The sequence below is a fragment of the Sphingobium sp. KCTC 72723 genome (assembly GCF_014280435.1).
In the GTDB taxonomy this organism is placed as follows: Bacteria; Pseudomonadota; Alphaproteobacteria; order Sphingomonadales; family Sphingomonadaceae; genus Sphingobium.
Genome location: NZ_CP060388.1, coordinates 3,966,405 through 3,990,534, shown reverse-complemented (window position 1 = coordinate 3,990,534; position 24,130 = coordinate 3,966,405). Strand labels below are relative to the sequence as shown.

The 24,130-nt window shown below is 62.3% G+C and carries 24 protein-coding genes; 8 read left to right on the top strand and 16 right to left on the bottom strand.

Features of this window, described 5'->3' with window-relative positions; genetic code table 11:
• Positions 1-79: 79 nt before the first annotated feature.
• The 3 genes from SPBM01_RS19310 to rpmF form a co-directional block, all read right to left on the bottom strand.
• Entirely contained in the window at positions 80-1,048 is a 969-nt protein-coding gene (locus SPBM01_RS19310) for a beta-ketoacyl-ACP synthase III (protein WP_188063096.1), read from the bottom strand.
• Entirely contained in the window at positions 1,045-2,070 is a 1,026-nt protein-coding gene (plsX, locus tag SPBM01_RS19305) for a phosphate acyltransferase PlsX (protein ID WP_262504461.1), read from the bottom strand. The genes SPBM01_RS19310 and plsX overlap by 4 nt, the downstream gene beginning before the upstream one ends.
• A 66-nt stretch (positions 2,071-2,136) precedes the next feature.
• On the bottom strand, positions 2,137-2,316 hold the full coding sequence (gene rpmF, locus SPBM01_RS19300) for a 50S ribosomal protein L32 (protein ID WP_007711192.1): 180 nt from the start codon (positions 2,314-2,316) through the stop codon (positions 2,137-2,139).
• Positions 2,317-2,537: 221 nt separating this feature from the next.
• Here rpmF and SPBM01_RS19295 point away from each other — a divergent pair, with 221 nt between their 5' ends.
• Positions 2,538-2,969: an MAPEG family protein gene (locus tag SPBM01_RS19295; RefSeq protein ID WP_188063094.1), complete on the top strand. Its 432-nt coding sequence runs from the start codon at positions 2,538-2,540 to the stop codon at positions 2,967-2,969.
• 26 nt (positions 2,970-2,995) lie between these two features.
• Here the strand turns inward: SPBM01_RS19295 and SPBM01_RS19290 are convergent, their stop codons facing one another.
• Genes SPBM01_RS19290 through SPBM01_RS19270 form a run of 5 tightly spaced genes read right to left on the bottom strand, consistent with a single transcriptional unit; the run spans position 2,996 to position 6,011 of the window.
• Entirely contained in the window at positions 2,996-3,664 is a 669-nt protein-coding gene (locus SPBM01_RS19290; protein WP_188063093.1) for an MBL fold metallo-hydrolase, read from the bottom strand.
• Between the two features lie 54 nt (positions 3,665-3,718).
• The gene (locus SPBM01_RS19285; RefSeq protein ID WP_188063092.1) at positions 3,719-4,144 is read right to left on the bottom strand and encodes an RrF2 family transcriptional regulator; all 426 of its coding nucleotides are present in this window, start codon (positions 4,142-4,144) and stop codon (positions 3,719-3,721) included.
• A gap of 59 nt (positions 4,145-4,203) precedes the next feature.
• Positions 4,204-5,244, bottom strand: coding sequence for a glycerophosphodiester phosphodiesterase (locus SPBM01_RS19280; protein WP_188063091.1), 1,041 nt, complete (start codon positions 5,242-5,244; stop codon positions 4,204-4,206).
• Positions 5,241-5,597 (bottom strand): ArsC family reductase, encoded by a 357-nt coding sequence (locus SPBM01_RS19275; RefSeq protein ID WP_188063090.1) that lies wholly within the window; start codon positions 5,595-5,597, stop codon positions 5,241-5,243. The genes SPBM01_RS19280 and SPBM01_RS19275 overlap by 4 nt, the downstream gene beginning before the upstream one ends.
• A 33-nt stretch (positions 5,598-5,630) precedes the next feature.
• The gene (locus SPBM01_RS19270) at positions 5,631-6,011 is read right to left on the bottom strand and encodes a RidA family protein (RefSeq protein WP_188063089.1); all 381 of its coding nucleotides are present in this window, start codon (positions 6,009-6,011) and stop codon (positions 5,631-5,633) included.
• A 139-nt stretch (positions 6,012-6,150) separates the two neighbouring features.
• Between SPBM01_RS19270 and SPBM01_RS19265 the strand changes: the two genes are divergently transcribed.
• Together SPBM01_RS19265 and SPBM01_RS19260 are read left to right on the top strand one after the other, a co-directional pair.
• On the top strand, positions 6,151-6,435 hold the full coding sequence (locus tag SPBM01_RS19265; RefSeq protein WP_188063088.1) for a hypothetical protein: 285 nt from the start codon (positions 6,151-6,153) through the stop codon (positions 6,433-6,435).
• 326 nt (positions 6,436-6,761) lie between these two features.
• The gene (locus SPBM01_RS19260; protein WP_188063087.1) at positions 6,762-7,208 is read left to right on the top strand and encodes a thermonuclease family protein; all 447 of its coding nucleotides are present in this window, start codon (positions 6,762-6,764) and stop codon (positions 7,206-7,208) included.
• A gap of 53 nt (positions 7,209-7,261) precedes the next feature.
• On the opposite strand, the gene SPBM01_RS19255 is transcribed toward SPBM01_RS19260, so the two are convergent.
• The 4 genes from SPBM01_RS19255 to SPBM01_RS19240 all read right to left on the bottom strand — a co-directional run bounded on the left by SPBM01_RS19255 (position 7,262) and on the right by SPBM01_RS19240 (position 11,109).
• Entirely contained in the window at positions 7,262-7,840 is a 579-nt protein-coding gene (locus tag SPBM01_RS19255) for a glycine zipper 2TM domain-containing protein (RefSeq protein WP_188063086.1), read from the bottom strand.
• 276 nt (positions 7,841-8,116) lie between these two features.
• Positions 8,117-10,300, bottom strand: coding sequence for an excinuclease ABC subunit UvrB (gene uvrB, locus SPBM01_RS19250; RefSeq protein WP_188063085.1), 2,184 nt, complete (start codon positions 10,298-10,300; stop codon positions 8,117-8,119).
• A 40-nt stretch (positions 10,301-10,340) separates the two neighbouring features.
• Complete coding sequence (locus tag SPBM01_RS19245) at positions 10,341-10,733, bottom strand: hypothetical protein (RefSeq protein ID WP_188065840.1); 393 nt, start codon at positions 10,731-10,733, stop codon at positions 10,341-10,343.
• 22 nt (positions 10,734-10,755) lie between these two features.
• Complete coding sequence (locus SPBM01_RS19240; protein ID WP_188063084.1) at positions 10,756-11,109, bottom strand: DNA/RNA non-specific endonuclease; 354 nt, start codon at positions 11,107-11,109, stop codon at positions 10,756-10,758.
• A gap of 121 nt (positions 11,110-11,230) precedes the next feature.
• Between SPBM01_RS19240 and SPBM01_RS19235 the strand changes: the two genes are divergently transcribed.
• Positions 11,231-11,794, top strand: coding sequence for a DUF3617 domain-containing protein (locus SPBM01_RS19235; RefSeq protein WP_188063083.1), 564 nt, complete (start codon positions 11,231-11,233; stop codon positions 11,792-11,794).
• Positions 11,795-11,861: 67 nt separating this feature from the next.
• Positions 11,862-12,365 (top strand): DUF3617 domain-containing protein, encoded by a 504-nt coding sequence (locus SPBM01_RS19230; RefSeq protein WP_188063082.1) that lies wholly within the window; start codon positions 11,862-11,864, stop codon positions 12,363-12,365.
• Positions 12,366-12,479: 114 nt separating this feature from the next.
• Here SPBM01_RS19230 and SPBM01_RS19225 read toward each other — a convergent pair whose 3' ends face one another.
• The 4 genes from SPBM01_RS19225 to SPBM01_RS19210 form a co-directional block, all read right to left on the bottom strand.
• Positions 12,480-13,718 carry an MBL fold metallo-hydrolase gene (locus tag SPBM01_RS19225; RefSeq protein ID WP_188063081.1) on the bottom strand — a complete coding sequence of 413 codons (1,239 nt, stop codon included), beginning with the start codon at positions 13,716-13,718 and terminating at the stop codon, positions 12,480-12,482.
• Positions 13,719-14,390: 672 nt separating this feature from the next.
• The gene (locus SPBM01_RS19220) at positions 14,391-15,752 is read right to left on the bottom strand and encodes a methyl-accepting chemotaxis protein (protein WP_188063080.1); all 1,362 of its coding nucleotides are present in this window, start codon (positions 15,750-15,752) and stop codon (positions 14,391-14,393) included.
• A gap of 76 nt (positions 15,753-15,828) precedes the next feature.
• Entirely contained in the window at positions 15,829-16,749 is a 921-nt protein-coding gene (locus SPBM01_RS19215) for an EamA family transporter (RefSeq protein WP_188063079.1), read from the bottom strand.
• 122 nt (positions 16,750-16,871) lie between these two features.
• Positions 16,872-18,392 carry a fumarate hydratase gene (locus tag SPBM01_RS19210; protein WP_188063078.1) on the bottom strand — a complete coding sequence of 507 codons (1,521 nt, stop codon included), beginning with the start codon at positions 18,390-18,392 and terminating at the stop codon, positions 16,872-16,874.
• A 546-nt stretch (positions 18,393-18,938) separates the two neighbouring features.
• Here SPBM01_RS19210 and SPBM01_RS19205 point away from each other — a divergent pair.
• The 3 genes from SPBM01_RS19205 to SPBM01_RS19195 all read left to right on the top strand — a co-directional run bounded on the left by SPBM01_RS19205 (position 18,939) and on the right by SPBM01_RS19195 (position 24,067).
• Positions 18,939-20,879, top strand: a complete 1,941-nt coding sequence (locus tag SPBM01_RS19205) for a ribonucleoside-diphosphate reductase subunit alpha (protein WP_410483013.1) — start codon at positions 18,939-18,941, stop codon at positions 20,877-20,879.
• A gap of 172 nt (positions 20,880-21,051) precedes the next feature.
• Complete coding sequence (locus SPBM01_RS19200; protein WP_188063077.1) at positions 21,052-22,101, top strand: ribonucleotide-diphosphate reductase subunit beta; 1,050 nt, start codon at positions 21,052-21,054, stop codon at positions 22,099-22,101.
• Between the two features lie 118 nt (positions 22,102-22,219).
• On the top strand, positions 22,220-24,067 hold the full coding sequence (locus SPBM01_RS19195; protein WP_188063076.1) for an ABCB family ABC transporter ATP-binding protein/permease: 1,848 nt from the start codon (positions 22,220-22,222) through the stop codon (positions 24,065-24,067).
• Positions 24,068-24,130 lie beyond the last annotated feature (63 nt).

Here is a 24,130-nt window from a genome sequence, read left to right as displayed (position 1 = left end):
CCCCAAGCGACCGAACACGCGATCGGTCAGCGCCAAATGTGATGCATATGCAAGACTTTGGCAAGCTGGATCGGCCCAATCAGACCCGCAGGACGCAAGCGCCCCAGGTAAAGCCACCGCCCATCGCTTCCAGCACGACCAGATCGCCTGCCTTGATGCGTCCATCGCGCACCGCAAGGTCCAGCGCCAGCGGAACGGAGGCAGCAGAGGTGTTGGCGTGACGATCGACCGTCACCACCACCCGGTCGGGCGACAATTTCAGCTTGCGCGCAGTCGCGTCGAGGATGCGGGCATTGGCCTGATGCGGCACCAGCCAGTCGATGTCGCTGTTGGACAGGCCCGCAATGGCCATGACTTCGTTAAGGACGGAGGCCAGATTGACGACGGCGTGGCGGAACACTTCCTGCCCCTTCATCCGCAATTTGCCCACGGTCTGCGTCGTGGACGGTCCGCCATCGACATAGAGAAGCTGGTTATGGCGGCCATCGGCATGGAGTTTGGCGGCCAATATGCCGCGTGCGCCATCAGCCGTTTCTTCCGCGCCCAACACGACCGCACCTGCGCCATCGCCAAACAGGACGCAGGTGGCGCGATCTTCCCAGTCGAGGATGCGGCTGAACGTCTCCGCGCCAATCACCAGCGCGCGGTTGGCGGCTCCCGACCGGATCATGCTGTCCGCCACGGTGACCGCATAGAGGAAACCCGAACAGACCGCCGCCACGTCAAAAGCGACGCAATCATTGATGCCGAGCGCCGCCTGCACCTTGGTCGCGGTGGCGGGGAAAGTCTGGTCCGGGGTGGCCGTCGCCAGCACGATAAGGTCGATGTCCTGCGCCGCTATGCCTGCCGCATCGATCGCGGTGCGGGCAGCATCGGTCGCCAGCGTGGCGGTGGTTTCGCCCTCACCTGCAATATGGCGGTTGCGGATGCCGGTGCGCTCCACGATCCATTCGTCGCTGGTATCGACGGTCTGCGCCAGTTCGGCGTTGCTGACGGCGCGCACGGGCAGGGCAGAGCCGGTCCCCAGAAGAATGGAACGGCGGATCACTTGACGGGCTGCTCCAGCTTGGTCGCGGCGGCGGACAGCGACGCAATGCCCGCCATGTCGGCGGCGATCCGGCGCGTAATATCCTCTTCCAGCAGGCGGGCGGCGACATGGACGGCATTGGCCACGCCCTTTTCGTCCGCGCTGCCATGGCTTTTGACGACCACGCCGTTGAGGCCCAGGAAAACTGCGCCATTATGGTTGTTGGGGTCGAGATGATGTTTGAGCAGGTGCATCGCAGGCTTGGAGATCAGGAAGCCGATCTTCGAGCGAATCGAGCTGGTAAACGCCTTGCGCAGCACATCGGTGACGAAGCGGGCGGTGCCTTCGGCGGTCTTGAGCGCGACATTGCCGGAAAAGCCGTCGCATACGATCACGTCGGTATCGCCGCGACCGATCTTGTCGCCTTCGGTAAAGCCTTCGAACCGCAGCGGCAGGGTGTCGGCAGCGCGCAACACAGCGGCGGCGTCACGGATTTCCTCCGTACCCTTCAATTCTTCGGTGCCGATGTTGAGCAGGCGGACGCGGGGCCGTTCCAGGTCAAAGGCGATGCGGGCATAGGCCGCGCCCATCACCGCGAACTGGACCAGGTTGCGCGCGTCACATTCGGTGTTCGCGCCCAGATCCAGCATGATGACATCATTATCGCCCAGCGTCGGCAGCATCGCCGCCAGCGCGGGCCGATCGACGCCCGGCATGGTGCGCAGCGCGACTTTCGCCATCGCCATCAGCGCGCCGGTATTGCCGGCGGAAACAGCGGCTCCCGCCTGCCCCGACTTCACAGCGGCAATGGCCATGGCCATCGAACTGTTCTTCTTGCGGATGGCAACGCTCGGCTTGTCCGCGCCATCCACGACCGTTTCGGCGTGAATGACTTCGGACGCCGCACGCAAATGGGGATGGTGGTCGAGCGCCGCCTTTATGCGCGTTTCGTCGCCGAACAGGGAGAATAGCAGCCCGTCATGACGGCGACGGGCGAGCGCCACACCCGCCATCATTACGCGCACGCCTTCATCCCCGCCCATCGCGTCGATTGCGATTCGCGGTTGGCTTGACACCCTAATCACCCCTTTGCGGAGATCGAAAAGTCGTTACGCCCCGACAGCGACGACTTCGCGGCCGTTATAATGGCCACAGGCGTCACACAGATTATGCGGACGCTTGAGTTCGCCGCAGTTCGAGCATTCCTGAAATGCTTCGACGCGCAGCGAATCATGGCTGCGACGCATACCGCGCTTGGAAGGAGAAGTTTTGCGCTTGGGGACAGCCATGTCGGCACCTTATTCCGTGAATTGATCTAGTTATGCGACTGGCCAGTCCCGTTGGATGCTGACGCCACAGGCGCCGCAGACCCTAGCGGCTCTGGGTGATCGCGAAGCCCTGCGCCTATAGCGCTTTTTGATCGGGGTGCAAGTCCTTCCTTGCCCATGGGACCGGGACGGCTAGGGTGCAGATGGCCGGAAACATGGCCGGAATATAAGGGAGACGCCCGATGTTGTTGCCGATCACGCTGACCTTTGCAGCCGCCTGCGCGCTGCTGAACCTGTGGATCGCAACGCGATGCGCGCGGATTCGCATCGCGGACAAGGTGATGCACGGCGATTCGGGCAACAGCCTGCTGGCACGGCGGATGCGGGCGCACGCCAACTTCATCGAATATACGCCAATCGTCCTGATCCTGTTCGCTTTGATCGAAATGGCGGTCGGGGCATCGCTGTGGCTGTGGATCGGCGCGCTGGTCTATGTGCTGGCGCGGGTCGCCCATGCGTTCGGCATGGATGCCGACGCGCCGACCGTGTGGCGGGGCGCTGGCGCGCTGCTGACATGGATCGTCATGGTGGGCCTGGCCATCACGGCGCTGACCATCGCCTATACCGCCACGCGGGAAATGCCTGTTCCCCCTGCTCTCGCCGCACAGGTGTAAGATACAGGCATGTCCGATCGCAGGGATCAGCCCAACACCGAATCGGCGACGAAGGGGTTGGTGCGGCGTTCATGGGCGAAATTGCTCATCTGGCCATGGCCCGGAACGAAGGCGGTATCGCCACCCAGCGGCCATAGCTTGCCAGTGATCGCGTCGATCAGTTGCTGATGGTTGCCGCGTGGAAAGTCGGTGCGACCGATCGACCCCTGAAACAGCACGTCGCCCACAATTGCCAGCTTGCTGGGCGCATGGTGGAATATGACATGGCCGGGGGTATGGCCGGGGCAATGCAGCACATCGAGCGTCAGGGTGCCGACGCTTACCTGATCGCCATCCACCAGCCAGCGGTCCGGCTCGAAACTTTCGCCCGGCACGCCCCAGCGCTTGCCATCCTCGGCCAGCTTGTCGATCCAGAATCGGTCATCCTCATGCGGCCCCTCGATCGGCACGCCCAGGTCGCGGGCCAGCACGCCTGCCTGCCCGCAATGGTCGATATGGCCGTGCGTGACCAACAGCTTCTCGATCGTCACGCCCTGCTGCTGCGCCGCGCGCTTGAGTACCGGCAAGTCGCCGCCGGGATCGACAAAGGCGCCCCGCATCGTCTGCGTACACCAGAACAGGGTGCAATTCTGCTGAAGCGGCGTAACCGGGATCAGCATGGCCTTGAGCGGTCGGTCGGGGGCGTTCGTGGTCATCCGCCCGATGTGGCGAAGCGGCCGGGCAGGCGCAAGCCCTCCTTGCACTATGCCCTATGCGTCCTGGGCCATGGCAAGCGGTTCGGCCAGGCTGATGCTGTCCAGCACCTTGGCGGTTTCGTCGCGCACGCGCAGCATCACCCGATGCAGGCGACATTCCGATTCGGGCAGGCAGTTGGTGCAGCTTTCATGCGCGAACCGGCTGGCGCACGGCGTGAGCGCCAGCGAACCGCGCGTCAGCCGCACGATGTCGCCATAGCTGATGTCGACGGGCGCAAGCGCCAGCCAATAGCCCCCGTCCCGCCCCCGCTGGGTCGCGACCAGCCCTTCGCGCGACAATTCGGACAGGATGACCGTCAGGAATTTGCCGGGAATATTCTGCCGCGTGGCAATTTCGTTCAGCGGCACCGGGCCTTGACGGTAGCGGTCGGCGAGATGCTGGAGCGCGCGAATGGCATAACGGGTCTTTTGAGACAGCATATTTTCGTTATTCGCCCAAGTGGCCGGTTTTACAAGCCGTCAGCCCCAGCTTTCGCTGATCATGGCCAGTCGCGCAACGCGGCCTTTGCCTGTTTGGGGAAATCGCTGAACAGCCCGTCCACCCCGGTCGCGGCAATCGCGCGGACATAGCTGGCGAAATCGCCGCGTCCCTGCACGTCGCCGGGCCGTTGATATTGGACAGGCAGGAAGCTGTTTTCCGTGCGCAACGTCCAGACATGAACCTGCAACCCGGCATCATGGGCGCGCCCTACCAACCCGGTCGCACCTTCGGTCGTCAGCACCTGCCCCGCAGACGGGCCGATGCCGTCGGCATAATCGGCAATGTCCGACAGGCCGCGCAATGCCAGCATATCCGCATAGCGGGTGCCGGGCATGTCGGCCGGGCCACCTTCTGCATCGACCAACTGGATCAGGCGCAGGCGTGAAGCGGCACGAATGGCTTTCAGATTGCCGACCTCGAACGACTGGATGAATACAGGGTCGGCTTCGGTTTGATAGCCATAGCGAGAGAGCAGATCGAGCAGCGCCGCCTGATGCGGCAGGCCAAGCCCGGCAAAATAGCTGGGATGCTTGGTTTCGGGATAGAGGCCGATGCGACGGCCGGCTTCCGCTTCCTTGGCACGGACCAGCTGCAATATCTCCTCGAACGTCGGGACGGGATAGAGCCTGTCGAAACGCACATTGGCCGGCCGCAGGTCGGGCAGCCGTTCGCGCGCGCGCAGGGTGCGCAGTTCGGCGAGCGTGAAATCCTCGGTGAACCAGCCGGTCATGGCCACGCCGTCGATCGTCCTGCTCGTCTTGCGATCGGCAAATTCGGGATGGTCGGCAATATCGGTGGTGCCGCTTATCTCATTTTCATGGCGCGCGACCAGCACGCCATCCTTGGTCAGGACCAGGTCGGGTTCGATATAGTCGGCCCCCTGGTCGATCGCCCGTTCATAGCCGGCGAGCGTATGTTCGGGGCGTTCCCCGCTGGCGCCGCGATGGGCGATCAGGATCGGTTCGGCCATGGCGACCTCCACGGACAGGGCAGCAGCCAGCAGTAACAGGCAGGAGCGGATCAGGCTCCCGACAGTCACGCCGTCACACCCGCCAATGCGTTCTCATAAGTCGTCGCCTTGAAACCGATGATGATCTGCTTGCCAGTGTCGAGGATCGGCCGCTTGATCATCGAAGGGTTGGTGATCATCAGCAGGATCGCCTTGTCCGCGTCGATATGCGCCTTGTCCCCGGCATCCAGCGCCTTGAACGTGGTGCCGGATCGGTTGAGGATGGTTTCCCAACCATGTTCCATCACCCATTCTTCCAGCTTGCCCTTGTCCACGCCCGAAACCTTATAGTCGTGGAAGCTGTAGGGGACGCGCTCATTGTCCAGCCAGTTACGGGCCTTCTTGATCGAGTCGCAATTTTTGATGCCGTACATGGTGATCATGATGCTGACCCTTATTATCGCTTGTAAAAGCGCTTACCCTTTGAAGGCGGTGACTTCGATTTCGATCTTCATGTCCGGCTTGACCAGCCCTGCGATGACGCAGCTGGCGGCTGGACGGATGTCACCGAACACAGGCGCGGTCGCCTGTCCCAATTCGTCCCAATAGGCAGCGTCGGTGATATAATAAGTGACGCGCACCACATCGGAAAAGGCAAAGCCTGCGTCTTCCAGTGCCTTGCTGATCACCTTGAGGGCGTTCTTGCCCTGCTCCACTACGCTGTCGGGCATGACCTTTGTTTCAGGGTCGGTGCCGGTCGTTCCGGCGACGAAGCACCAGTCGCCCTGAACGACGGCGCGCGAATAGCCGACCTGCGCCTCAAAGGGCGAGCCGGAAGTAATGAGCTGGCGGGGCATTTGGATTCCTGTTGCAGTGCGAAAAGGATCGCGCTGGCCTTTGCCCCCTTGGCATCGCGCTGTCCAGCGGTTTCGCTTTTGTGGGAACGGGGCTTGCGCCGGACCGTTGGGGACGCATCAGCCTTTAAGGAGATGCGACATGGACCGCCCTGCCCCGGAAATCGAAGCGGAAGAAAATAGCGAACAGGCCGAAGCGGGAACACAGGCGCAGGATGTTGCGCAGGATGCACGCCATCGCGGCACGCAGATCGGCGGAGACACCGGACGCGGCGGCCATGCCGATCGCGCGCAGATCATCCCCGACGACACCCCCGACCTGGTCGAAACGATGAACGCAATGGAGCGTTCGGGCCGGATCGACATGGACGCCTATGTCGGGGAACCGCAAATGGATGACGAGGATCCCGCCGAGGACGACGAATAGCGGGCGGGCGGCCCCGTGGCGCTCATGAATCGCCTCCATTTCGGAAGAATCGCCCGCGCATGGCGTTGCGGGCGAGCGGCACATTGATCGCCATCGGACCGGACCTGCGCCGGACTGGCGTGAAGATGGCGCGGCTTTAACCCCCTGTTTGCCTGCGCGGCGATACAGCCGGGGGCATGAACAGACAGCGACATGGGTTTGCGTTTCGCGACCAGGGAAGAAGGCGATCCTTTGCAGGGGCAAATGGGCGGGTTGGACAGACGCGCCGTTCCGGCCACCGGGGCGTCAGCGGACCCGCGCTGGTCTATATTCTTTGCCTTGGATTGATGATCGGATGGTTCGGGCCGGACTGGACAGCGCGCATTTCCGTGCCGCAAAGCCTGTTCCCGACGGCTACCCCGCACCAGAGCATGGCTGCCGATGCGTTATCGGCGCAGTTTGGATTTTGCCACAGCGGCGGCGGCAGCAATTGCGTGGTCGATGGCGACACATTCTGGTTTCGCGGCGACAAATATCGGATCGCGGACATCGACACGCCCGAAACCCACGGGCCGCGTTGCGAAGCCGAGGGCGTTCTGGGCGCGCGCGCGACGCAGCAGTTGCAGACGTTGCTGAACGCTGGCCCCTTCTCGCTGGCCAGCGGGGACCGGGACAGCGACCGTTATGGCCGGGCATTGCGGGTCGTGACGCGAAAGGGCCAGTCGATCGGCGAACAGCTTGTCGCCGAAGGACTGGCCCGGTCATGGGATGGCGCGCGCCATCCCTGGTGCTAGGGACTTGTCGCGAAATGCGCTCTTTCGCGCATTTCGCGACAGTCTATTGGGACTTAGCGGCAGTTCACGCCGCCCCGGTCGATTTCACGGCCGATCAGCGCGCCTGCGCCGCCGCCGATCAGCGTGCCAAGGATGTTCGACTGGCCGCGCGCAACCTGATTGCCGAGCAGGCCGCCAAGTGCCGCGCCGACGATCAGGCCGGTCGTGCCATCCGAACGGCGGCAATAATAGCGATCGTCATTGCCGCGATAGATGCGGGTCTGGCGGTTCACGCGGATCGGTTCATAGCCGGTCTGATAATAGCGGTCGGGGCGGTAGCTGCGGCCATAGCGCGGGTCCGGTCGGTTATAGTCGTAATTATAGACGACCTTGCCGGGGCGACGATATTGGGTGCGACGGTCGTCGCGACGATCATCGCGGCGGTCGGCCCGCTGGTCGCGGCGATCATCCCTGCGGTCATCACGCCGATCAGCACGGCGGTCCTGGCGATCATCGCGCCGGTCGTCGCGCCGTTCCTGACGGTCCTGCCAGTTCTGGCCCGGCTGGGCAAAAGCAGGCGTGGCAGCGATGCCGGTCAGCGTCATCGTGGCCAGCGACAGCGCGGCAATCGCGTTCCTGATGGATGGGGTCATAGGTCCAGTTCCTTATATTCGCGGACGGTATGGAGCTAAAACCCGGTGGCGGCAGGAATGTTGCATGAACGCAATAAAACCACCCGTTCAGGGTGGGGATAGATATCAGGATCGTTCGCCGCCTATGCGTGGCCGCTTATCGCACCGACGCTTCATCCCGGTAACGTCCCAATCTGACGCCTCACACACTGCCACCACCCGGAATGATCGGATTTTCAAGCATCTGACCAAGCTGTCCTTTCCCCTGCCCCTTTCAGCCACCCGTTCAGGCTTCCCCTACTTCCCGAACTTCTTCTGCGTCTTGCCATAGCGCAATTTCCGCGTTCCCGGCTTGCCCTCGGTCGCGCGCCCGCGTGGGGCGGCGACTTGCTGCTCGTGCGGCAGGCCCAGCTCCTCGGCCTCCAGCTTGCGGATTTCGTCGCGGATGCGCCCGGCTTCCTCGAACTCCAGGTCGGCGGCGGCGGCGCGCATCTTCTTTTCCAAATCCTCGATATAGGCGCGCAGATTGTGGCCGACCATATGGGGCCGGTCGGCGTCGCCCGTCTCCACCAGCACGCTGTCCTTGTTGGACACATGGGCGATGATGTCGCCGATGTTGCGCTTGATCGTGGTCGGCGTGATGCCGTGGAGCGCGTTATATTCTTCCTGCTTTTCGCGCCTGCGCCCGGTTTCGTTGAGCGCGCGCTCCATGCTGCCCGTGATCCGGTCGGCATAGAGGATGACGCGCCCGTCGACATTGCGCGCCGCACGGCCGATCGTCTGGATCAGCGATGTTTCGGAGCGCAAAAACCCCTCCTTGTCCGCGTCGAGAATGGCGACGAGGCCACATTCGGGAATATCCAGCCCCTCGCGCAGCAGGTTGATGCCGATCAGCACATCATAGACGCCCAGCCGCAAATCGCGGATCAGCTCGATCCGTTCCAGCGTCTCGACATCGCTGTGCATGTAACGGACCTTGATCCCCGCTTCATGCATGAACTCGGTCAGATCCTCCGCCATCCGCTTGGTCAGTGTGGTGACGAGCGTGCGATAGCCGTTCGCCGTCACCTTGCGGCACTCATGGATCAGATCATCGACCTGATCCTCGACCGGCTTGATCTCGACCGGCGGGTCGATCAGGCCGGTGGGGCGAATGACCTGCTCGCTGAACACGCCGCCGGTCTGCTCCATCTCCCACTTGCCCGGCGTTGCCGACACGCTGACCGTCTGCGGCCGCATCGCGTCCCATTCGTTGAAGCGCAGCGGCCGATTGTCGATGCAACTGGGCAGTCGAAAGCCATATTCGGCCAGCGTGATCTTGCGCCGGTGATCGCCCCGCGCCATCGCGCCGATCTGCGGCACGGTCTGGTGGCTTTCATCGACGAACAGCAGCGCATTTTCGGGCAGATATTCGAACAGGGTCGGCGGCGGTTCGCCCGGCAGACGCCCGGTCAGGAAACGGCTGTAATTTTCGATTCCTGCGCATGATCCCGTCGCGGCGATCATCTCCAGATCGAAATTGGTCCGCTGCTCCAGCCGCTGCGCTTCCAGCAGCTTGCCCTCCGCCTCCAACTCCTTGAGCCGCTCGGTCAATTCGAAACGGATCGCCTCCATCGCCTGTTTCAGCGTCGGGCCGGGCGTCACATGGTGGCTGTTGGGAAACACCTTCACATAGTCGAGGCTTGCGACCTTGCGCCCCGACAGCGGATCGAACTCGACAATCTCCTCAATCTCATTGCCGAAGAAGGACACGCGCCAGGCGGTATCCTCATAATGGGACGGGAAAATCTCCAGATTATCGCCTTTCACGCGGAAATTGCCGCGCGCAAAGCCGACATCGTTGCGCTTATACTGGAGCGCGACCAGCTTTCGGATAATCTCCCGCTGGTCCTCGATCCCGCCCTTCTTCATCGAAAAGGTCATGGCCGAATAGGTTTCGACCGACCCGATGCCATAGAGGCAACTGACCGATGCCACGATGATGCAATCGTCCCGTTCCAGCAGCGATCGGGTGGCCGAATGGCGCATCCGGTCGATGCTCTCGTTTACGCTCGATTCCTTCTCGATATAGGTGTCGGACCGCGCGACATAGGCTTCGGGCTGGTAATAATCATAATAGCTGACGAAATATTCGACTGCATTGTCGGGGAAGAAACTCTTGAATTCGCCATATAATTGCGCGGCGAGGATTTTATTGGGGGCCAGGATCAAAGCGGGCCGCTGCAACGCCTCGATCACCTTGGCCATGGTGAAGGTCTTGCCGGAGCCTGTGACGCCCAGCAGCACCTGATCCCGCTCGCCTGCCAGCGCCTGTTCCACCAGTTCGGGAATCGCCGTGCGCTGGTCTCCCGACGGTTCATATTCGCTGACCAGCGTGAACGGCCGCCCGCCCTCGCTCTTGTCCGGGCGCGCGGGACGGTGCGGCACGAAATGCGCCTCGGTATCAGGTTCGTCGAGCGTGGTGCGGATCTGGATGGCCATAGGGCGAATATGGTGTCTTTGCGTCACGACGCAATCAGCGTCAGGGTTTCAGTTCGAACGCGCCGGCAGGCGGCGGCGGATACACCACCGGCTTGTCACCGAAACGCGCGCGCAGGGCAGATTGGCGGCGTTCTGAATCAATCTCGTCGACATTCACCTCTTCGGGATATTTCATGCTGACATGGAATTTTTTGCCTACGATGGCATATTCCAGCACCGACCAACGCATATTGGGTTCATCAGGTTCGAGATACCAAGCCTCCCAAAGCATATCACTAAGACTTGTAGAACGAGGATTATAGTAGCGAATGACATCTCCTTCATCTTTGAAAACACTGGGGCTCACCCATCCGTCGCCAATTTCCACATAAAGAAAAACACCATTCGGATCACCGCCGACCAAGTCGGTCAATTCTGACCCAATCTCGTTCATGAGAGAACCCAACGCATCAAGTTTATCGGTCACGCGCTTTCCCTTTCCTCTCGTTCCAGAAATCCATGGATTTTTCTGCGCCGTTGACGCGCCAAGTGATGTTGATCCGATAAGGTCGTTTGGAGGTTCCTTCATAAAGCGGCACGATGTCCACGACGACTTTCTTTCCGGCGCGCAAGTCTTTGACCCACCCATCTTCCATGGCGCGATAGGCACCGCGATTGAAATTCCGGTCCTGGGCGAAATGGTTGAAGCTGTCGCGGGGCCCGTTAAAGCGAGCAGCGATGAAATGACCGCCATCAACGTCATTGGCACGGCGAGCCGGTTTGCCCGCCTGCGCTTGTCGATACCCTTTGGCCGCATCAACCTTCCCCAAGAATTACCTGCGAACCCTATCGAAATGTTCGAAACAAAACAAGAACAAACAAATCCATCCCTCCCGTTGCATCCCCTCCGTCCCGCGCTATGCTCTGCCGCGACAACAGGGAGGACAGGCCATGCGCCCGACGATCATGACGCTTCTCACGCTCACGGCGCTGCTCGCCGCCTGCACCGACAAGCCGGGCGAGAAGGCAGGCAATATCGCCGCCACCGACGCCATGAGCGAGGCGCAGGTAAAGGCCGCCGTCGACAAGGTGCAGCTGAAGCCGGGCCAATGGGAGGGGCGCTTCACGATCGAGGATATCGACCTGTCCAAAATGCCCGGCGCGCCTGCGGAGATGGAGGATCAGATGAAGCGCATGATGAGCCAGCAGTCGCTCAAATATTGCGTCACGCCGCAGCAGGCTGCCAATCCGGGGGCGGATATGTTTGCGGGGCAGGAGAATAAAGACTGCACCTATGCCGGGTTCGACGCCACCGGCGGCAGCGTGAAGGGCCAAGTGTCGTGCAAGGCGCAGGGCGGCACGATGAACGCCGCCATGTCCGGCACCTACGCGCCCGAAAGCTACACCATGAACATGGACATGAAGATGGAGGGCGGACCACAGGGCCAGTCGATGGCCATGACAGCGAAATCGCAGGGCAAATGGATCGGCCCGGACTGCCCGCCCGCGCCATAATCTGCTTGCGCTTTGCCCCCGGTCGGTAGAGCCTCCCCCCGTTCCGATAAGAGAATATGGAGAGGATATGGACAAGACTTTGCTGGCGGCATGGCCGCTGACGATGCTGGTCGCGCTGACCGCCTGTGGCAGCGAACCGCCGCCCCCGCCGGTGGAGGACGCGCCGGTCCTGATGCAGGCGGGGCAATGGACGCTGACGCGCAAGACGACGGGCTACAACACCCCCACCGTCACCCCTGCCCAATATCAGGCGGCGCTGAAACAGGTGGTCGAGGACAAGGTCTGCATCGCGATCGCCCCCGACGGCCTGCCCGATGCGGATGCGCTGGCGGGCGGCGAAGGCACGGCCTGCACTTACAAGGACAGGCTGGCGCGCAAGGGGCGGCTGATCGCCACGCTGGCCTGCACGGCGGGGGCTGGCACATCGGAAATCGTGGTGGAGGGCAATTACACTGCCGACACGCTGACGCTCGGCACTACCATGACCAAAACGCAGGGCGGGCAGCCAGTGCTGCGCACCACCCACGACCTGACCGGCAAGCGCACTGGGGATTGCGCGACGGCCAACTAGAAGAGCCGCACCGGCCCTCTCCCCCACCCGGCCACCCACAGAATATGCTGAACGGATGGCCGGGTGGGGGAGAGGGCCGGTGCTGAACGCATCTGCAAAAGCCCGGCTGAACCCTCACTCCAGCGCGCGGATCGCCCGTTCGTCGCAGCGGCGGTCGACCCGCTCCACCGGGCTGACGGTCGGCACGACGATTGCCTGCCCGATCCGCACCGGCGCAAAGCGTTTGCGCGCTATCCCCTCGCAACGCAGCGCCAGTTCCAGCATCCGGGGCGGCGTATCCCATTGTTCGTAAGACAGGCGAAACGTCCCCCAATGGATGGGAATCGCGGTCGATGCGCCCAGCCTTTTGAACACCTCGACTGCCTGCACCGGCCCGATATGCGCGTCCGACGCCATCTGCCCTTTCCAGAATCGAAACGCGCCGATCGGGATCAGCGCCAGCCGGATCGGCCCGATCCGCGCCGCCTGCGCCGGCCATCCCATGTCGCCCGCGCCCGTATCGCCGGCAAAGAAGATATTGCCCGCCCGCGTCTCGATCACGAAACTGGACCATAGCGCCCGGTTCCGGTCGGTTCCCCATCGGCTGCCCCAATGATGGTTGCGCGTCACATGGACGCGATAATCGGGGCAATGTTCGTAATTGCCGCACTGGATCACTGCCTGCGGCGCCAGCCCGTTCAGCGCTGCGCCGCTGACCGACTGGCCCCAGTCGATCGCCGTCGCCGGAATCCCATGCGCTTTCAGGATCGCGTCATTGCCCAGGCTGGTGACGATCTTGGGCCGGTCCCGGTCCCACAGGCGTTTGAGCGTGGGCAGGTCCATATGGTCATAATGATTATGGCTGATGACGATCAGGTCGATCTTGGGCAGATCGTCGAAACGAATACCCGGCTGCGCGACCCGTTTCGGGCCGAATGGTGGCAGGGGGCTGGCAAAGTCAGACCAGACCGGATCGGTCAATATGTTGATCCCCGCCGCCTGCACGAGCACGCTGGCATGACCCACCCATGTCGCCACCATGCCGCGCGGCGCGGCAAAGGCGGCCGGACGCGCAGGCTTGACCGCAATCGCGATCGGCCATTCCGGCCGGTCATCATCCCCCAGCAACCAGCGCGCGATAAAGCCGGTGCGGCTGCTGCCGGGCGGCGCAGGCACGTCGATCGTCCCGTCGGGATTGAAGAAATGCGCGCCATCATAATGGCGGCTCGCCGGCCCCTCATAATAGATGCGGTCCAGAAAAGGCGGCACGATGGTAATCGCCAGGCACAGCGCAATGAGCGCAAACAGCAAAGCGACGCCCGCCCCCCACACGATGCCGATCAAACGCCCCCTGGCTGTTCCCGCGATCCTCATGCCCAGCGCCATAGCGCATGGCGGGAACGGAACAAGAGGGACGGGGGCCGCGCGAAGGACGATAAAGGGTGAATTGGGACTGGCAGGTTTTGCTGATATGCCTGCAAAAGCGGGCATCCCCTCCCCCTTCCGTCATGCCAGCGTAGGCTGGCATCTCAGGCGGTAGCGCGCGAGGGTAGGGCATGGAAGCGTGCATGGAAAATCCGGCTTATTGAGGAGAGCAATCCCGAATGGGGTGACCTCTCAGACCTTATCATGTGACCGCCTGAGACCCCAGCCTGCGCTGGGGTGACGGAGAAGGGGCATCCGTTCCCAGACAGAGAAGCGAAAAGGTGCAATGTCTGCGTCTGGCCGTTTCTCAGTCCTCCTCCCCTTGCAGGAAAGGATTTCCACCTCCGCTTCTGCGCGCCGCCCGCCCGCGCGCCAAACCCCTTTCCTAACGGGATTGGCTCTGATCTATCCTGCTGGATGGAACCCCGCGCCGTCCTCCTGCCCTTCACCCCTGCGCCCCGCCCCGCAGGCGCGTTGCGCACGCCATCAGGGCGCGTGGCTGTAGCGTCGCTGTTACTTTTGCGTGGCTTTACCGGCGCTTTACCGGCGCAACTGGCCCAAATCGCCCCACGACAGTGTGAACTTCGTAGGAAAACCGACGCGGCGGCACCGCAAGCGGCCCTATCCCTGATCCTGATAGGCCATTTGCAACACACCCCAATGCCGCCCCTGCACATGGATCGACGCGATCACCTGTTTCAACAGGATGACTTCGCCCTGCGCGGTCAGGCGGCGATAGGCCTTGATGCAGAAAGGCTGCGTGATGCGGCATTGTTCGCGCGTGTCGGGGAAATCGAATATCAATCCCTGACGGGAATGTTCCGCATTCCACACATCGTCGCCGTGCCGTTGCGGTTGCGCCCGTTCGGGCATGGCGACCGCGCCAAAGGCGTTGCGATCGGTAAAGGTCATGCCGAACAGCCCGCCAAAGGCACGGGCCATGTCCTGCCGCGCGCGCGCGACGGGCATCATTACCGCCTGCACCGGATGGCTGAACTGGGTCGGGTGGGTGCCGGGGATCGGCGCATAATCCTCACTGAACAGGGCCGCTTCGCTGACCTGCCCGGCCTCTATCGCCCGTGTCATCGCCGCGCTCACGACATCGGCCGATTCCAGCGCAAACTGGATATAGGGCGAATCGGGGATGGCGACTCCGCTTTCGGCCAGATATTGCAGCAGCAGGTTGGTGTCCTCGCTGGCGGTCGACACGCGGCCCGACAATCGTTGCAGCCCCCCTGCATTGTCGGTCGACGTGCTGGCCAGCGCCGACAGGCCGGTGCGGATTTCGCCGGCCGAACCCACCATCGACGCAATGCGCCCCGCCACTGCCTCGCTATTCTTCGACAGGTCCAGCATCAGCGCGCCCAGCCGGTCAACCATCGCCTCGATCGTGCGGGTATCCGCCTGCGCGGTGCGCGCGGTCTGCGCGCCCTTCGTAATGGAGTCCAGCATACCCCCGGCCTCGCCGGTCAGCGCCGCGATGGATTGTTCGATCTTGTGCGTCGCTGCGCCCGTTTCCTGCGCCAGCTTCTTGACCTCGGCCGCCACCACGGCAAAACCACGCCCTGCGTCCCCGGCGCGCGCCGCCTCTATCGTGGCATTGAGCGCCAGCAAATTGGTCTGGCTGGCAATGCCGCTGATCACCCCGGTCACATGCGACACGGTCTTCAATGCTTCGCCAAAACCGTCCAGTCGCGCATGTATCACGCTGACCTGTTCGATCAGGTCGACGAAGATCAGGTTGGCGGCCGACAATTGCCGCCCGGAATCGTCGATGATGGCACGGGCGGCGACGGCCTTTTCCCGCGCATCCTGCCCGGCCAGCGACACATCCTCACCATCGCGCGACAATCGCGTCGCCGCGCCGCTGATCGCTTCGATCGTGTGCGCCTGATGCGTTACCCGGTCGGCCAGTTCGCTGATGTCGGCCTGCAAATCGAGCGTGCGGATGCCCAGGTCGCCCGACAGGCGCGCGACCTTCATCACCGCTCTTGCGACGGTATCGGATTGAATCTGTTGTCCCACGCCCCCACGCTAAAAGCACATGGTAAAGGAAGCGTTAGGACAGCGCCCCGGCGAGCGCCAGCACCACGCCGCCCGCCACCAGCATCAGGCCCATGCCCTCGCTGCGTCGCATCTTTTCCTTCAGGTAGAAATGGCCAAACGCCATGGTGAACCCCAACTCTACCTGCCCCACGATCCGCACCAGCGCGACCGGCGCGGTCGCAAAGCCAGTGAACCAGCAGGCCGAACCCAGCGCCGACAGCATCCCCACCTGTCCCGACACGCGCCAGGTGGCGAACACGCGCCGCATCTCGCCCGGTTCGCGCCACAACAGCCAGCCGCCCTGCATCACGCTCTGGAGCGCGACCGTCACGACCAGCACGACCAGCGCCGCCAGCACCGGGTCGCCGGTTTCGACCGATTGCGTCGCCCGGCGGATGCCGATCGCCGTCAGCGCAAAGAAAAAGCCCGACGCAATGCCGGTCATCGCCGCAGGCTGGCCCAGCGCGCGCAGGAAATCCACTGGTCCCATCCGCTTGCAGCCGGTCGACAGCAGCATGACGCCCATGACCCCGCACCCTATCCCGGCCCAGCTCATCGCCGACAATCGCTCCCCCATCAACAGGAAGGACAGGATCGCCCCCTGCACCGCTTCGGTCTTGGAATAGGCAGTGCCGACCACGAAATTGCGATGGGCAAAGGCCATGATCAGCAGATTGGTCGCCACGATCTGCGCCAGCCCGCCCGCGATGCAGAAAATCAGGAACAGCGGCGCGGTCCCCGGCCAGCCTGCGCCGGTGGTCAGGCTATACCCGCCCAGCAACAGGAAAGTGAAGGGAATGCCATAGAGATAGCGCACCAGCCCGGCGGCATTGAGCGACAGGCTCTGGCTCACCCGCCGTTGCACCGCCGTCCGCCACGCCTGCACCGCGCCCGCCAGCAAGGTGGCGGGCAACCAGATGGGAGAAGTAATCATGCCCGCCCTATACCGCTCCGGTCACAGGTTCATGCCCCAAAAGCCGCCAGGCAGCGGCAGCGCGGGCATGGGCGACTGGCACCCCGTCCTCCCCATCCTGCGACGGGGAGGACGGACGCAAATCACGCCCCTTCGAGCAGCTTTTCGCGCTTGATCTTTTCCTGCCACACCAGCGGGGCGAGGCGGTGGACATTCTGTCCCTCGCTGTCGACCGCGACGGTGACGGGCATGTCCTCCACATCGAATTCGTAGATCGCTTCCATGCCCAGATCCTCAAAGCCCACGACCTTGGCCCCCTTGATGGCGCGGGCGACGAGGTACGCCGCGCCGCCGACCGCCATCAGATAGGCACTTTTGTGGACGCGGATGCTCTCGGTCGCTGCCGGACCGCGCTCGGCCTTGCCGACGCAGGCGGCCAGACCCTGTTCCAGCATCATGTCCATGAAGCTGTCCATACGAGTCGCCGTGGTGGGACCAGCCGGGCCGACCACTTCGTCGCGGACCGGATCGACCGGGCCGACATAGTAGATCACCCGGCCCTTGAAATCGACCGGCAGGCTTTCGCCCTTGGCCAGCATATCCTTGATCCGCTTGTGCGCGGCATCACGCCCGGTCAGCATCTTGCCGTTCAGCAACAGCCGGTCACCATGCTTCCAGCTCTGCACCACTTCGGGCGTCAGGTTATTAAGGTCGACGCGGATCGCTTCCTTGCTCGGCTTCCAGTCGACCTGCGGCCATTCCGACAGTTTGGGCGCTTCCAGATAGGCCGGACCCGACCCGTCCAGCGTGAAATGCGCGTGGCGCGTCGCCGCGCAATTGGGGATCATCGCTACTGGCTTGCCTGCGGCATGGCAGGGATAGTCGTAAATCTTGACGTCCAATATGGTAGACAGGCCGCCCAGACCCTGCGCGCCGATACCCAGCGCATTGACCTTGTCGAAAATCTCGATCCGCATCTTCTCGATGTCGTTCTGGGGACCGCGCAATTTCAGTTCGCCCATGTCGATGGGTTCCATCAGGCTTTCCTTGGCCAGCGCCACGGCCTTTTCCGCCGTGCCGCCGATGCCGATGCCCAACATGCCGGGCGGGCACCAGCCCGCGCCCATCTGCGGAATCATGTCCAGCACCCAATCTACGATCGAATCGCTGGGGTTCATCATCTTGAACTTGGTCTTGTTCTCCGACCCGCCACCCTTGGCCGCGACGTCTATGACGACCTTGTTGCCCGGCACCATTTCCACGTTCAGCACGCAGGGCGTGTTGTCCTTGGTATTCTGGCGGCCAAAGGCCGGATCGCGCAGGATCGACGCGCGCAGCCGGTTTTCGGGGTTGAGGTAAGCCTTGCGCACCCCTTCATCGACCACATCCTGCATCGACCGGCTATTATCGTCCAGCCGGCACTCCATGCCCCATTTGACGAACACATTGACGATGCCGGTGTCCTGGCAGATCGGGCGATGCCCCTCCGCGCACATGCGGCTGTTGGTCAGGATCTGGGCGATGGCGTCCTTGGCCGCCGGATTGGCCTCCGCCTCATAGGCTTTGCCCAGCGCGCGGATATAATCCATCGGATGATAATAGCTGATGAACTGAAGCGCGTCGGCGACGCTGTCGATCAGGTCTGCGGTCTTTATGAGCGTCATCTTGCCCTTTTCCCTTGTCTGCGGCGCGCCTCTGCACGGCGTTGGTCCAGCGCGTTCGCGGCTAATGGGGAATCGCGCTCAAGTCCAGAGACGGCCCGCAACAGGTTAAAGAGCGGCCGGGCGGAAAGAGTCTTTTTCCGGCCCCGACGGATTTGCGTGGCAAGCCAAATTTATTTTCTCCGCCCGATATGCCCTCTTGTCTTTTCGAAGGTGCAGGGAAATCCATGCGTCGCTGCGCCACGCCATGCAAAATCGGCGACGAATGGTTGGAATTGGCCACGCACGGAGTCCCTAAACCGTCATTTACCCTCTTGCGTCCAAAAAGCGCTATGGCACTATCTGTGGTATCGGGTTAACGGGGGCTACCCAACAGATTGTGATTGCGTCGCTGGACATTGTTTCGGCTCGCAGGGGTTTTTGCCCCATAATCCGGTCGGTTGGCGCTTCTTTGGTCCCGGCGATGGGGGCGATGCTGCGACGGACTGCCAATGGCATGTTCGCGGGCTTGACCGAATCGAACGGAACATGAACATTTAGGGGCGACTTATGGATTTTCGGGATAGCGGACAGGGTGGTATAAGCGACGTGGCGACGATGATGGACGATCTGATCGAAAAGGCAGCGGAACAGGTGAAGGCACCTGCGCCCCAGGCCAAGGCTGCGCCCCTGTCCTCCTCTGCGGTGGCGGAACGGCGCTTCGATGTCGTGACCGATCCGTCGCGCGACGCGCTGCTGACCGAATTCGGCAAGGATACGCTGAACGACCGCTATCTGCTGCCCGGCGAAAGCTACCAGGATCTGTTCGCCCGCGTCGCAGCCGCCTATGCCGACGATCAGGATCATGCCCAACGCGTCTATGACTATATTTCGCGCCTGTGGTTCATGCCCGCCACCCCTGTTCTGTCCAACGGCGGCACCGGGCGCGGCCTGCCGATCAGCTGCTATCTCAACAGCGTTGACGACAGCCTGGAAGGCATCGTCAACACCTGGAACGAGAATGTCTGGCTCGCCTCGCGCGGCGGCGGCATCGGCACCTATTGGGGCAGCGTGCGCGGCATCGGTGAGCCGGTCGGCCTCAACGGCAAGACCAGCGGCATCATCCCCTTCGTCCGCGTCATGGATTCGCTGACCCTCGCAATCAGCCAGGGCAGCCTGCGTCGCGGATCGGCCGCCTGCTATCTCGACGTATCCCACCCGGAGATCGAGGAGTTTCTCGAAATCCGTAAACCTTCGGGCGACTTCAACCGCAAGGCGCTCAACCTGCACCATGGCGTCCTGCTGACCGACGAGTTTATGGAGGCTGTCCGCGACGGCGCCGAATTCCATCTGCGCAGCCCCAAGGACCAGTCGATCCGTTCCACCATCGACGCGCGCGCCCTGTTCCAGAAGCTGGTCGAAACCCGCCTTGCCACCGGCGAACCTTATATCGTGTTCAACGACACGGTGAACCGCATGATGCCCAAGCATCACCGCGACCTGGGCCTGAAAGTATCCACCTCCAACCTCTGCTCCGAAATTACCTTGCCGACGGGTCGCGACCATCTCGGCAATGATCGCACGGCGGTATGCTGCCTGTCGTCCATGAACCTGGAAACCTGGGATCAATGGAAGGACGAAAAGCTTTTCGCCGAAGACATCATGCGCTTCCTCGACAATGTGTTGCAGGATTATATCGACCGCGCGCCGCCCGAAATGGCGCGTGCCAAATATAGCGCCGGGCGTGAGCGCTCGGTTGGCCTTGGCGTCATGGGCTTCCACAGCTTCCTCCAGGCACGCGGCATCCCGTTCGAAGGCGCGATGGCCAAGTCGTGGAACCTGCGCATGTTCAAACATATCAAGGGACAGGTCGACGAAGCCTCGATGCAACTCGCCATCGAACGCGGCCCCTGCCCGGACGCCGCCGATCAGGGTGTGATGGAGCGCTTTTCCTGCAAGATGGCGATCGCGCCCACCGCGTCGATTTCCATCATCTGCGGCGGCACGTCCGCCTGCATCGAACCGATCCCGGCGAACATCTACACCCACAAGACGCTGTCGGGCAGCTTCTCGGTCAAGAACCCCTATCTGGAAAAGCTGCTGGTCGAAAAGGCCAAGGACAGCACGAACGTCTGGAACTCGATCCTCGAACATGGTGGCAGCGTCCAGCATCTCGACTTCCTGAGCCAGGAAGAAAAGGACACGTTCAAGACCAGCTTCGAAATCGACCAGCGCTGGCTTCTCGAACTGGCCGCCGACCGCACGCCCTATATCGATCAGGCGCAGTCGCTGAACCTGTTCATCCCCGCCGATGTTGAGAAGTGGGATCTACTCATGCTCCACTTCCGCGCGTGGGAACTGGGCATCAAGTCGCTTTATTATCTGCGCTCCAAATCGGTTCAGCGCGCCGGTTTTGCCGGCGGCGTGGAGGCCGACAACACGATCGACGCTCCCAAATTCGAACTGAGCAGCGAAAGCACCGACTATGACGAGTGTCTGGCCTGCCAGTGAAGCTCTGATCGCCTCTCCCGCTGCGGGAGAGGAGGGGGATATTGCATCCTCCGTGCCAGCGCATGCGCATCCAACATAATTTACCGTCCCCCCGGCGCAGGCCGGGGTCTCCCTTACAGGATCGAGATGTCAGCTTTCACTGACAGGACCGCATATCAACAGGACGAAACCCATGTCTCTTCTTCAAGCCTCCAAAGTTTACAAGCCGTTCGAATATCCCTGGGCCTATGAATTTTGGAAGCGCCAGCAACAGTTGCACTGGCTGCCCGAAGAAGTGCCCTTGGGGGAGGATTGCCGCGACTGGGCGCAGAAGCTGTCCGATCATGAGCGCAACCTGCTGACCCAGATTTTCCGCTTCTTCACCCAGGCGGACGTGGAAGTGCAGGATTGCTACCACGAAAAATATGGCCGCGTGTTCAAGCCCACCGAAGTCAAGATGATGCTGACCGCGTTCAGCAACATGGAAACCGTCCATATCGCCGCTTACTCGCATCTGCTCGACACGATCGGGATGCCCGAAAGCGAATATAGCGCCTTCCTCCAATATAAGGAGATGAAGGACAAGCATGACTATCTGCAACAATTCGGCGTCGACACGGACGAGGATATTGCCCGCACGCTGGCGATGTTCGGCGGCTTTACCGAAGGCTTGCAGCTGTTCGCCTCCTTCGCGATGCTGATGAACTTTCCGCGCTTCAACAAGATGAAGGGGATGGGCCAGATCGTCACCTGGTCGATCCGCGACGAAACGCTGCATTGCGAGGGCATCATCAAGCTGTTCCACGCCTTCTGCGCCGAACGTCAGTGCCTGACCCCTGCGGTCAAGGACGACATCATGGACATGTGCCAGAAGACGGTGCGGATCGAGGATGCGTTCGTCGATCTGGTGTTCGAAATGGGTCCGGTCCCCGGCATGACGCCCAAGGACATCAAGAAATATGTCCGCTACATCGCCGACTGGCGCCTGGGCCAGTTGGGCCTCAAGCCCATCTACATGATCGACGAACATCCGCTCCCCTGGCTCGCCCCGATGCTGAACGGCGTCGAACATGCCAATTTCTTCGAAACCCGCTCGACCGAATATTCAAAAGGCGCAACCCGCGGCCAATGGAACGACGTCTGGGAAAGCTTCGACCGCCGCAAGACCCGCGCAGTGCCTGCAAATCTGGATGAGATGGGCGACCCGGACATGTTCAAGGCGGCGGGGATCGCGGCGGAGTGATTGAAATGGCGAAAGGCGGTACCACTGAAACGGTGCTGCCTTTCGACCGATACCTGTCCATTGTCATAAAGCAGTAACCCGCGCTGGATAATCCCGCGCTGCGCTCTACATAGCGTCCATGCCTCCTGACATGCCCACTTCCGCGCCCCTGCCCCCTATATGGGCTACGTTTCGCCGGTTTTTGCCCTATTTATGGCCAGCGGACGCACCCGCTTTGCGGCGACGGGTGGCGATAGCGATGCTACTGGTGGTGGCGGCCAAGGCGCTGAGCCTGACCATGCCGTTTGCCTATAAGGCCGCGATCGACGCGATGGCGCCGGGGATGGAACCGGGATTCGGCATCGCTATCGCGCTGGTGGTCGCCTATGCGGGCGCGCGCTTTGGCAGCGTGTTGTTCGACAATCTGCGCAATGCGATTTTCGAGAAGGTGGGGCAGGAAGCGAGCCGGCGGTTGGCCGACGATGTGTTCGTGCATCTGCATCGCCTGTCGCTGCGCTTTCACCTCGACCGTCGCACCGGGGCCGTCACCAAAATCGTCGAGCGCGGGACCAAGAGCATTGATAATATGCTCTATTTCCTGCTGTTCAACATCGCGCCGACCATTATCGAGCTGGTCGCGGTGTGCGGCATCTTCCTCGTCAAGTTCGGCGCGGGCATGGTCGGCGCGACGCTGGCGATGGTGGCGCTCTACATCTGGTTCACGCGCACCATCACCGAATGGCGCAACCAGTTGCGGCGCGACATGGTGGACATGGACACCAATGCCGTCGCCCATGCGGTCGACAGCCTGCTGAATTTCGAGACGGTCAAATATTTCGGCGCGGAACAGCGCGAGGCGGACCGTTACAGCGGGGCGATGCGCCATTATGCCAAGGCGGCGGTCAAGAGCGAGAATAGCCTGGCCTGGCTGAACATCGGCCAGTCGCTGATCACCAACCTGATGATGGCAGGCGCGATGGCGTACAGCGTGTGGGGCTGGAGCGTCGGCAAGTTCACCACAGGCGACGTAGTGCTGGTCAATACGCTGCTGGCGCAGTTGTTCCGGCCGCTGGATCTGCTGGGCATGGTGTATCGCACGATCCGGCAGGGGCTGATCGACATGGAGGCGATGTATCAGTTGATCGACACGCAGGCCGAGGTGGCCGATGCGCCGGGCGCGCGCGTCTTGCAAGCACCCGGTGGTGCGGTGCGGTTCGACCATGTGCGCTTTGGCTACGACCCGGATCGGGAGATATTGCATGATGTGAGCTTTGCCGTGCCCGCCGGGCATACGCTGGCGATCGTCGGGCCATCGGGCGCGGGGAAATCCACCATCGCGCGCATATTGTTCCGCTTCTACGATATTCAGTCGGGCGAGGTAACGATCGACGAGCAGGACATATCGGCGGTGACGCAGGCATCGCTGCGCGCCGCGATCGGTATCGTGCCGCAGGACATGGTGCTGTTCAACGATACGGTCGGCTATAATATCGGCTATGGCCGCGAAGGCGCATCGCAGGACGAGATCGAGGCTGCGGCCAAAGCGGCGTCGATCCATGACTTCATCCTCAGCCTGCCCAAAGGCTATGCCACGCGGGTGGGCGAGCGCGGGCTGAAACTGTCGGGCGGGGAAAAACAGCGGGTGGCTATTGCGCGCACGCTGTTGAAAGACCCGCCTTTGCTGGTGCTGGACGAGGCCACCAGCGCGCTGGACAGCCGAACCGAGACGGAAATCCAGACCGTGCTGCGCGATATTGCGCGCAAGCGCACGACATTGGTCGTGGCGCACCGGCTGTCCACCGTGGTCGATGCAGACGAAATCATCGTGCTGGACCAGGGACGCATCGTGGAGCGTGGGCGGCACGCCGACCTGGTGCGAGCGGACGGCCTTTATGCGCTGATGTGGAACCGGCAGGCGAGCGAGCGGGATGACGGACCTGGTATTGAAGACATGGTCATAGAAGTCGAACCGGCCGGGGTGCGATAACCTGCTTGCAGGTGTCGCGTTTGGGAAAGCCGCGCCTGAGCCTGAAGGCCGCTTTCCAAATGC

Bases quoted from the DNA above. Each gene is read 5' to 3' on its own strand.
- SPBM01_RS19200 (WP_188063077.1), top strand. From the start codon at position 21,052: ATGTCTCTTCTTCAAGCCTCCAAAGTTTACAAGCCGTTCGAATATCCC.
- SPBM01_RS19255 (WP_188063086.1), bottom strand. From the start codon at position 7,840: ATGACCCCATCCATCAGGAACGCGATTGCCGCGCTGTCGCTGGCCACG.
- SPBM01_RS19290 (WP_188063093.1), bottom strand. From the start codon at position 3,664: ATGACCACGAACGCCCCCGACCGACCGCTCAAGGCCATGCTGATCCCG.
- SPBM01_RS19205 (WP_410483013.1), top strand. From the start codon at position 18,939: ATGGATTTTCGGGATAGCGGACAGGGTGGTATAAGCGACGTGGCGACG.
- SPBM01_RS19220 (WP_188063080.1), bottom strand. From the start codon at position 15,752: ATGAAGGTCGCGCGCCTGTCGGGCGACCTGGGCATCCGCACGCTCGAT.
- SPBM01_RS19275 (WP_188063090.1), bottom strand. From the start codon at position 5,597: ATGATCACCATGTACGGCATCAAAAATTGCGACTCGATCAAGAAGGCC.
- SPBM01_RS19210 (WP_188063078.1), bottom strand. From the start codon at position 18,392: ATGACGCTCATAAAGACCGCAGACCTGATCGACAGCGTCGCCGACGCG.
- SPBM01_RS19260 (WP_188063087.1), top strand. From the start codon at position 6,762: ATGATCGGATGGTTCGGGCCGGACTGGACAGCGCGCATTTCCGTGCCG.
- SPBM01_RS19235 (WP_188063083.1), top strand. From the start codon at position 11,231: ATGCGCCCGACGATCATGACGCTTCTCACGCTCACGGCGCTGCTCGCC.
- SPBM01_RS19270 (WP_188063089.1), bottom strand. From the start codon at position 6,011: ATGCCCCGCCAGCTCATTACTTCCGGCTCGCCCTTTGAGGCGCAGGTC.
- SPBM01_RS19285 (WP_188063092.1), bottom strand. From the start codon at position 4,144: ATGCTGTCTCAAAAGACCCGTTATGCCATTCGCGCGCTCCAGCATCTC.
- uvrB (WP_188063085.1), bottom strand. From the start codon at position 10,300: ATGGCCATCCAGATCCGCACCACGCTCGACGAACCTGATACCGAGGCG.
- SPBM01_RS19215 (WP_188063079.1), bottom strand. From the start codon at position 16,749: ATGATTACTTCTCCCATCTGGTTGCCCGCCACCTTGCTGGCGGGCGCG.
- rpmF (WP_007711192.1), bottom strand. From the start codon at position 2,316: ATGGCTGTCCCCAAGCGCAAAACTTCTCCTTCCAAGCGCGGTATGCGT.
- SPBM01_RS19195 (WP_188063076.1), top strand. From the start codon at position 22,220: ATGCCTCCTGACATGCCCACTTCCGCGCCCCTGCCCCCTATATGGGCT.
- SPBM01_RS19225 (WP_188063081.1), bottom strand. From the start codon at position 13,718: ATGAGGATCGCGGGAACAGCCAGGGGGCGTTTGATCGGCATCGTGTGG.
- SPBM01_RS19265 (WP_188063088.1), top strand. From the start codon at position 6,151: ATGGACCGCCCTGCCCCGGAAATCGAAGCGGAAGAAAATAGCGAACAG.
- SPBM01_RS19230 (WP_188063082.1), top strand. From the start codon at position 11,862: ATGGACAAGACTTTGCTGGCGGCATGGCCGCTGACGATGCTGGTCGCG.
- SPBM01_RS19245 (WP_188065840.1), bottom strand. From the start codon at position 10,733: ATGAACGAGATTGGGTCAGAATTGACCGACTTGGTCGGCGGTGATCCG.
- plsX (WP_262504461.1), bottom strand. From the start codon at position 2,070: ATGGGCGGGGATGAAGGCGTGCGCGTAATGATGGCGGGTGTGGCGCTC.
- SPBM01_RS19295 (WP_188063094.1), top strand. From the start codon at position 2,538: ATGTTGTTGCCGATCACGCTGACCTTTGCAGCCGCCTGCGCGCTGCTG.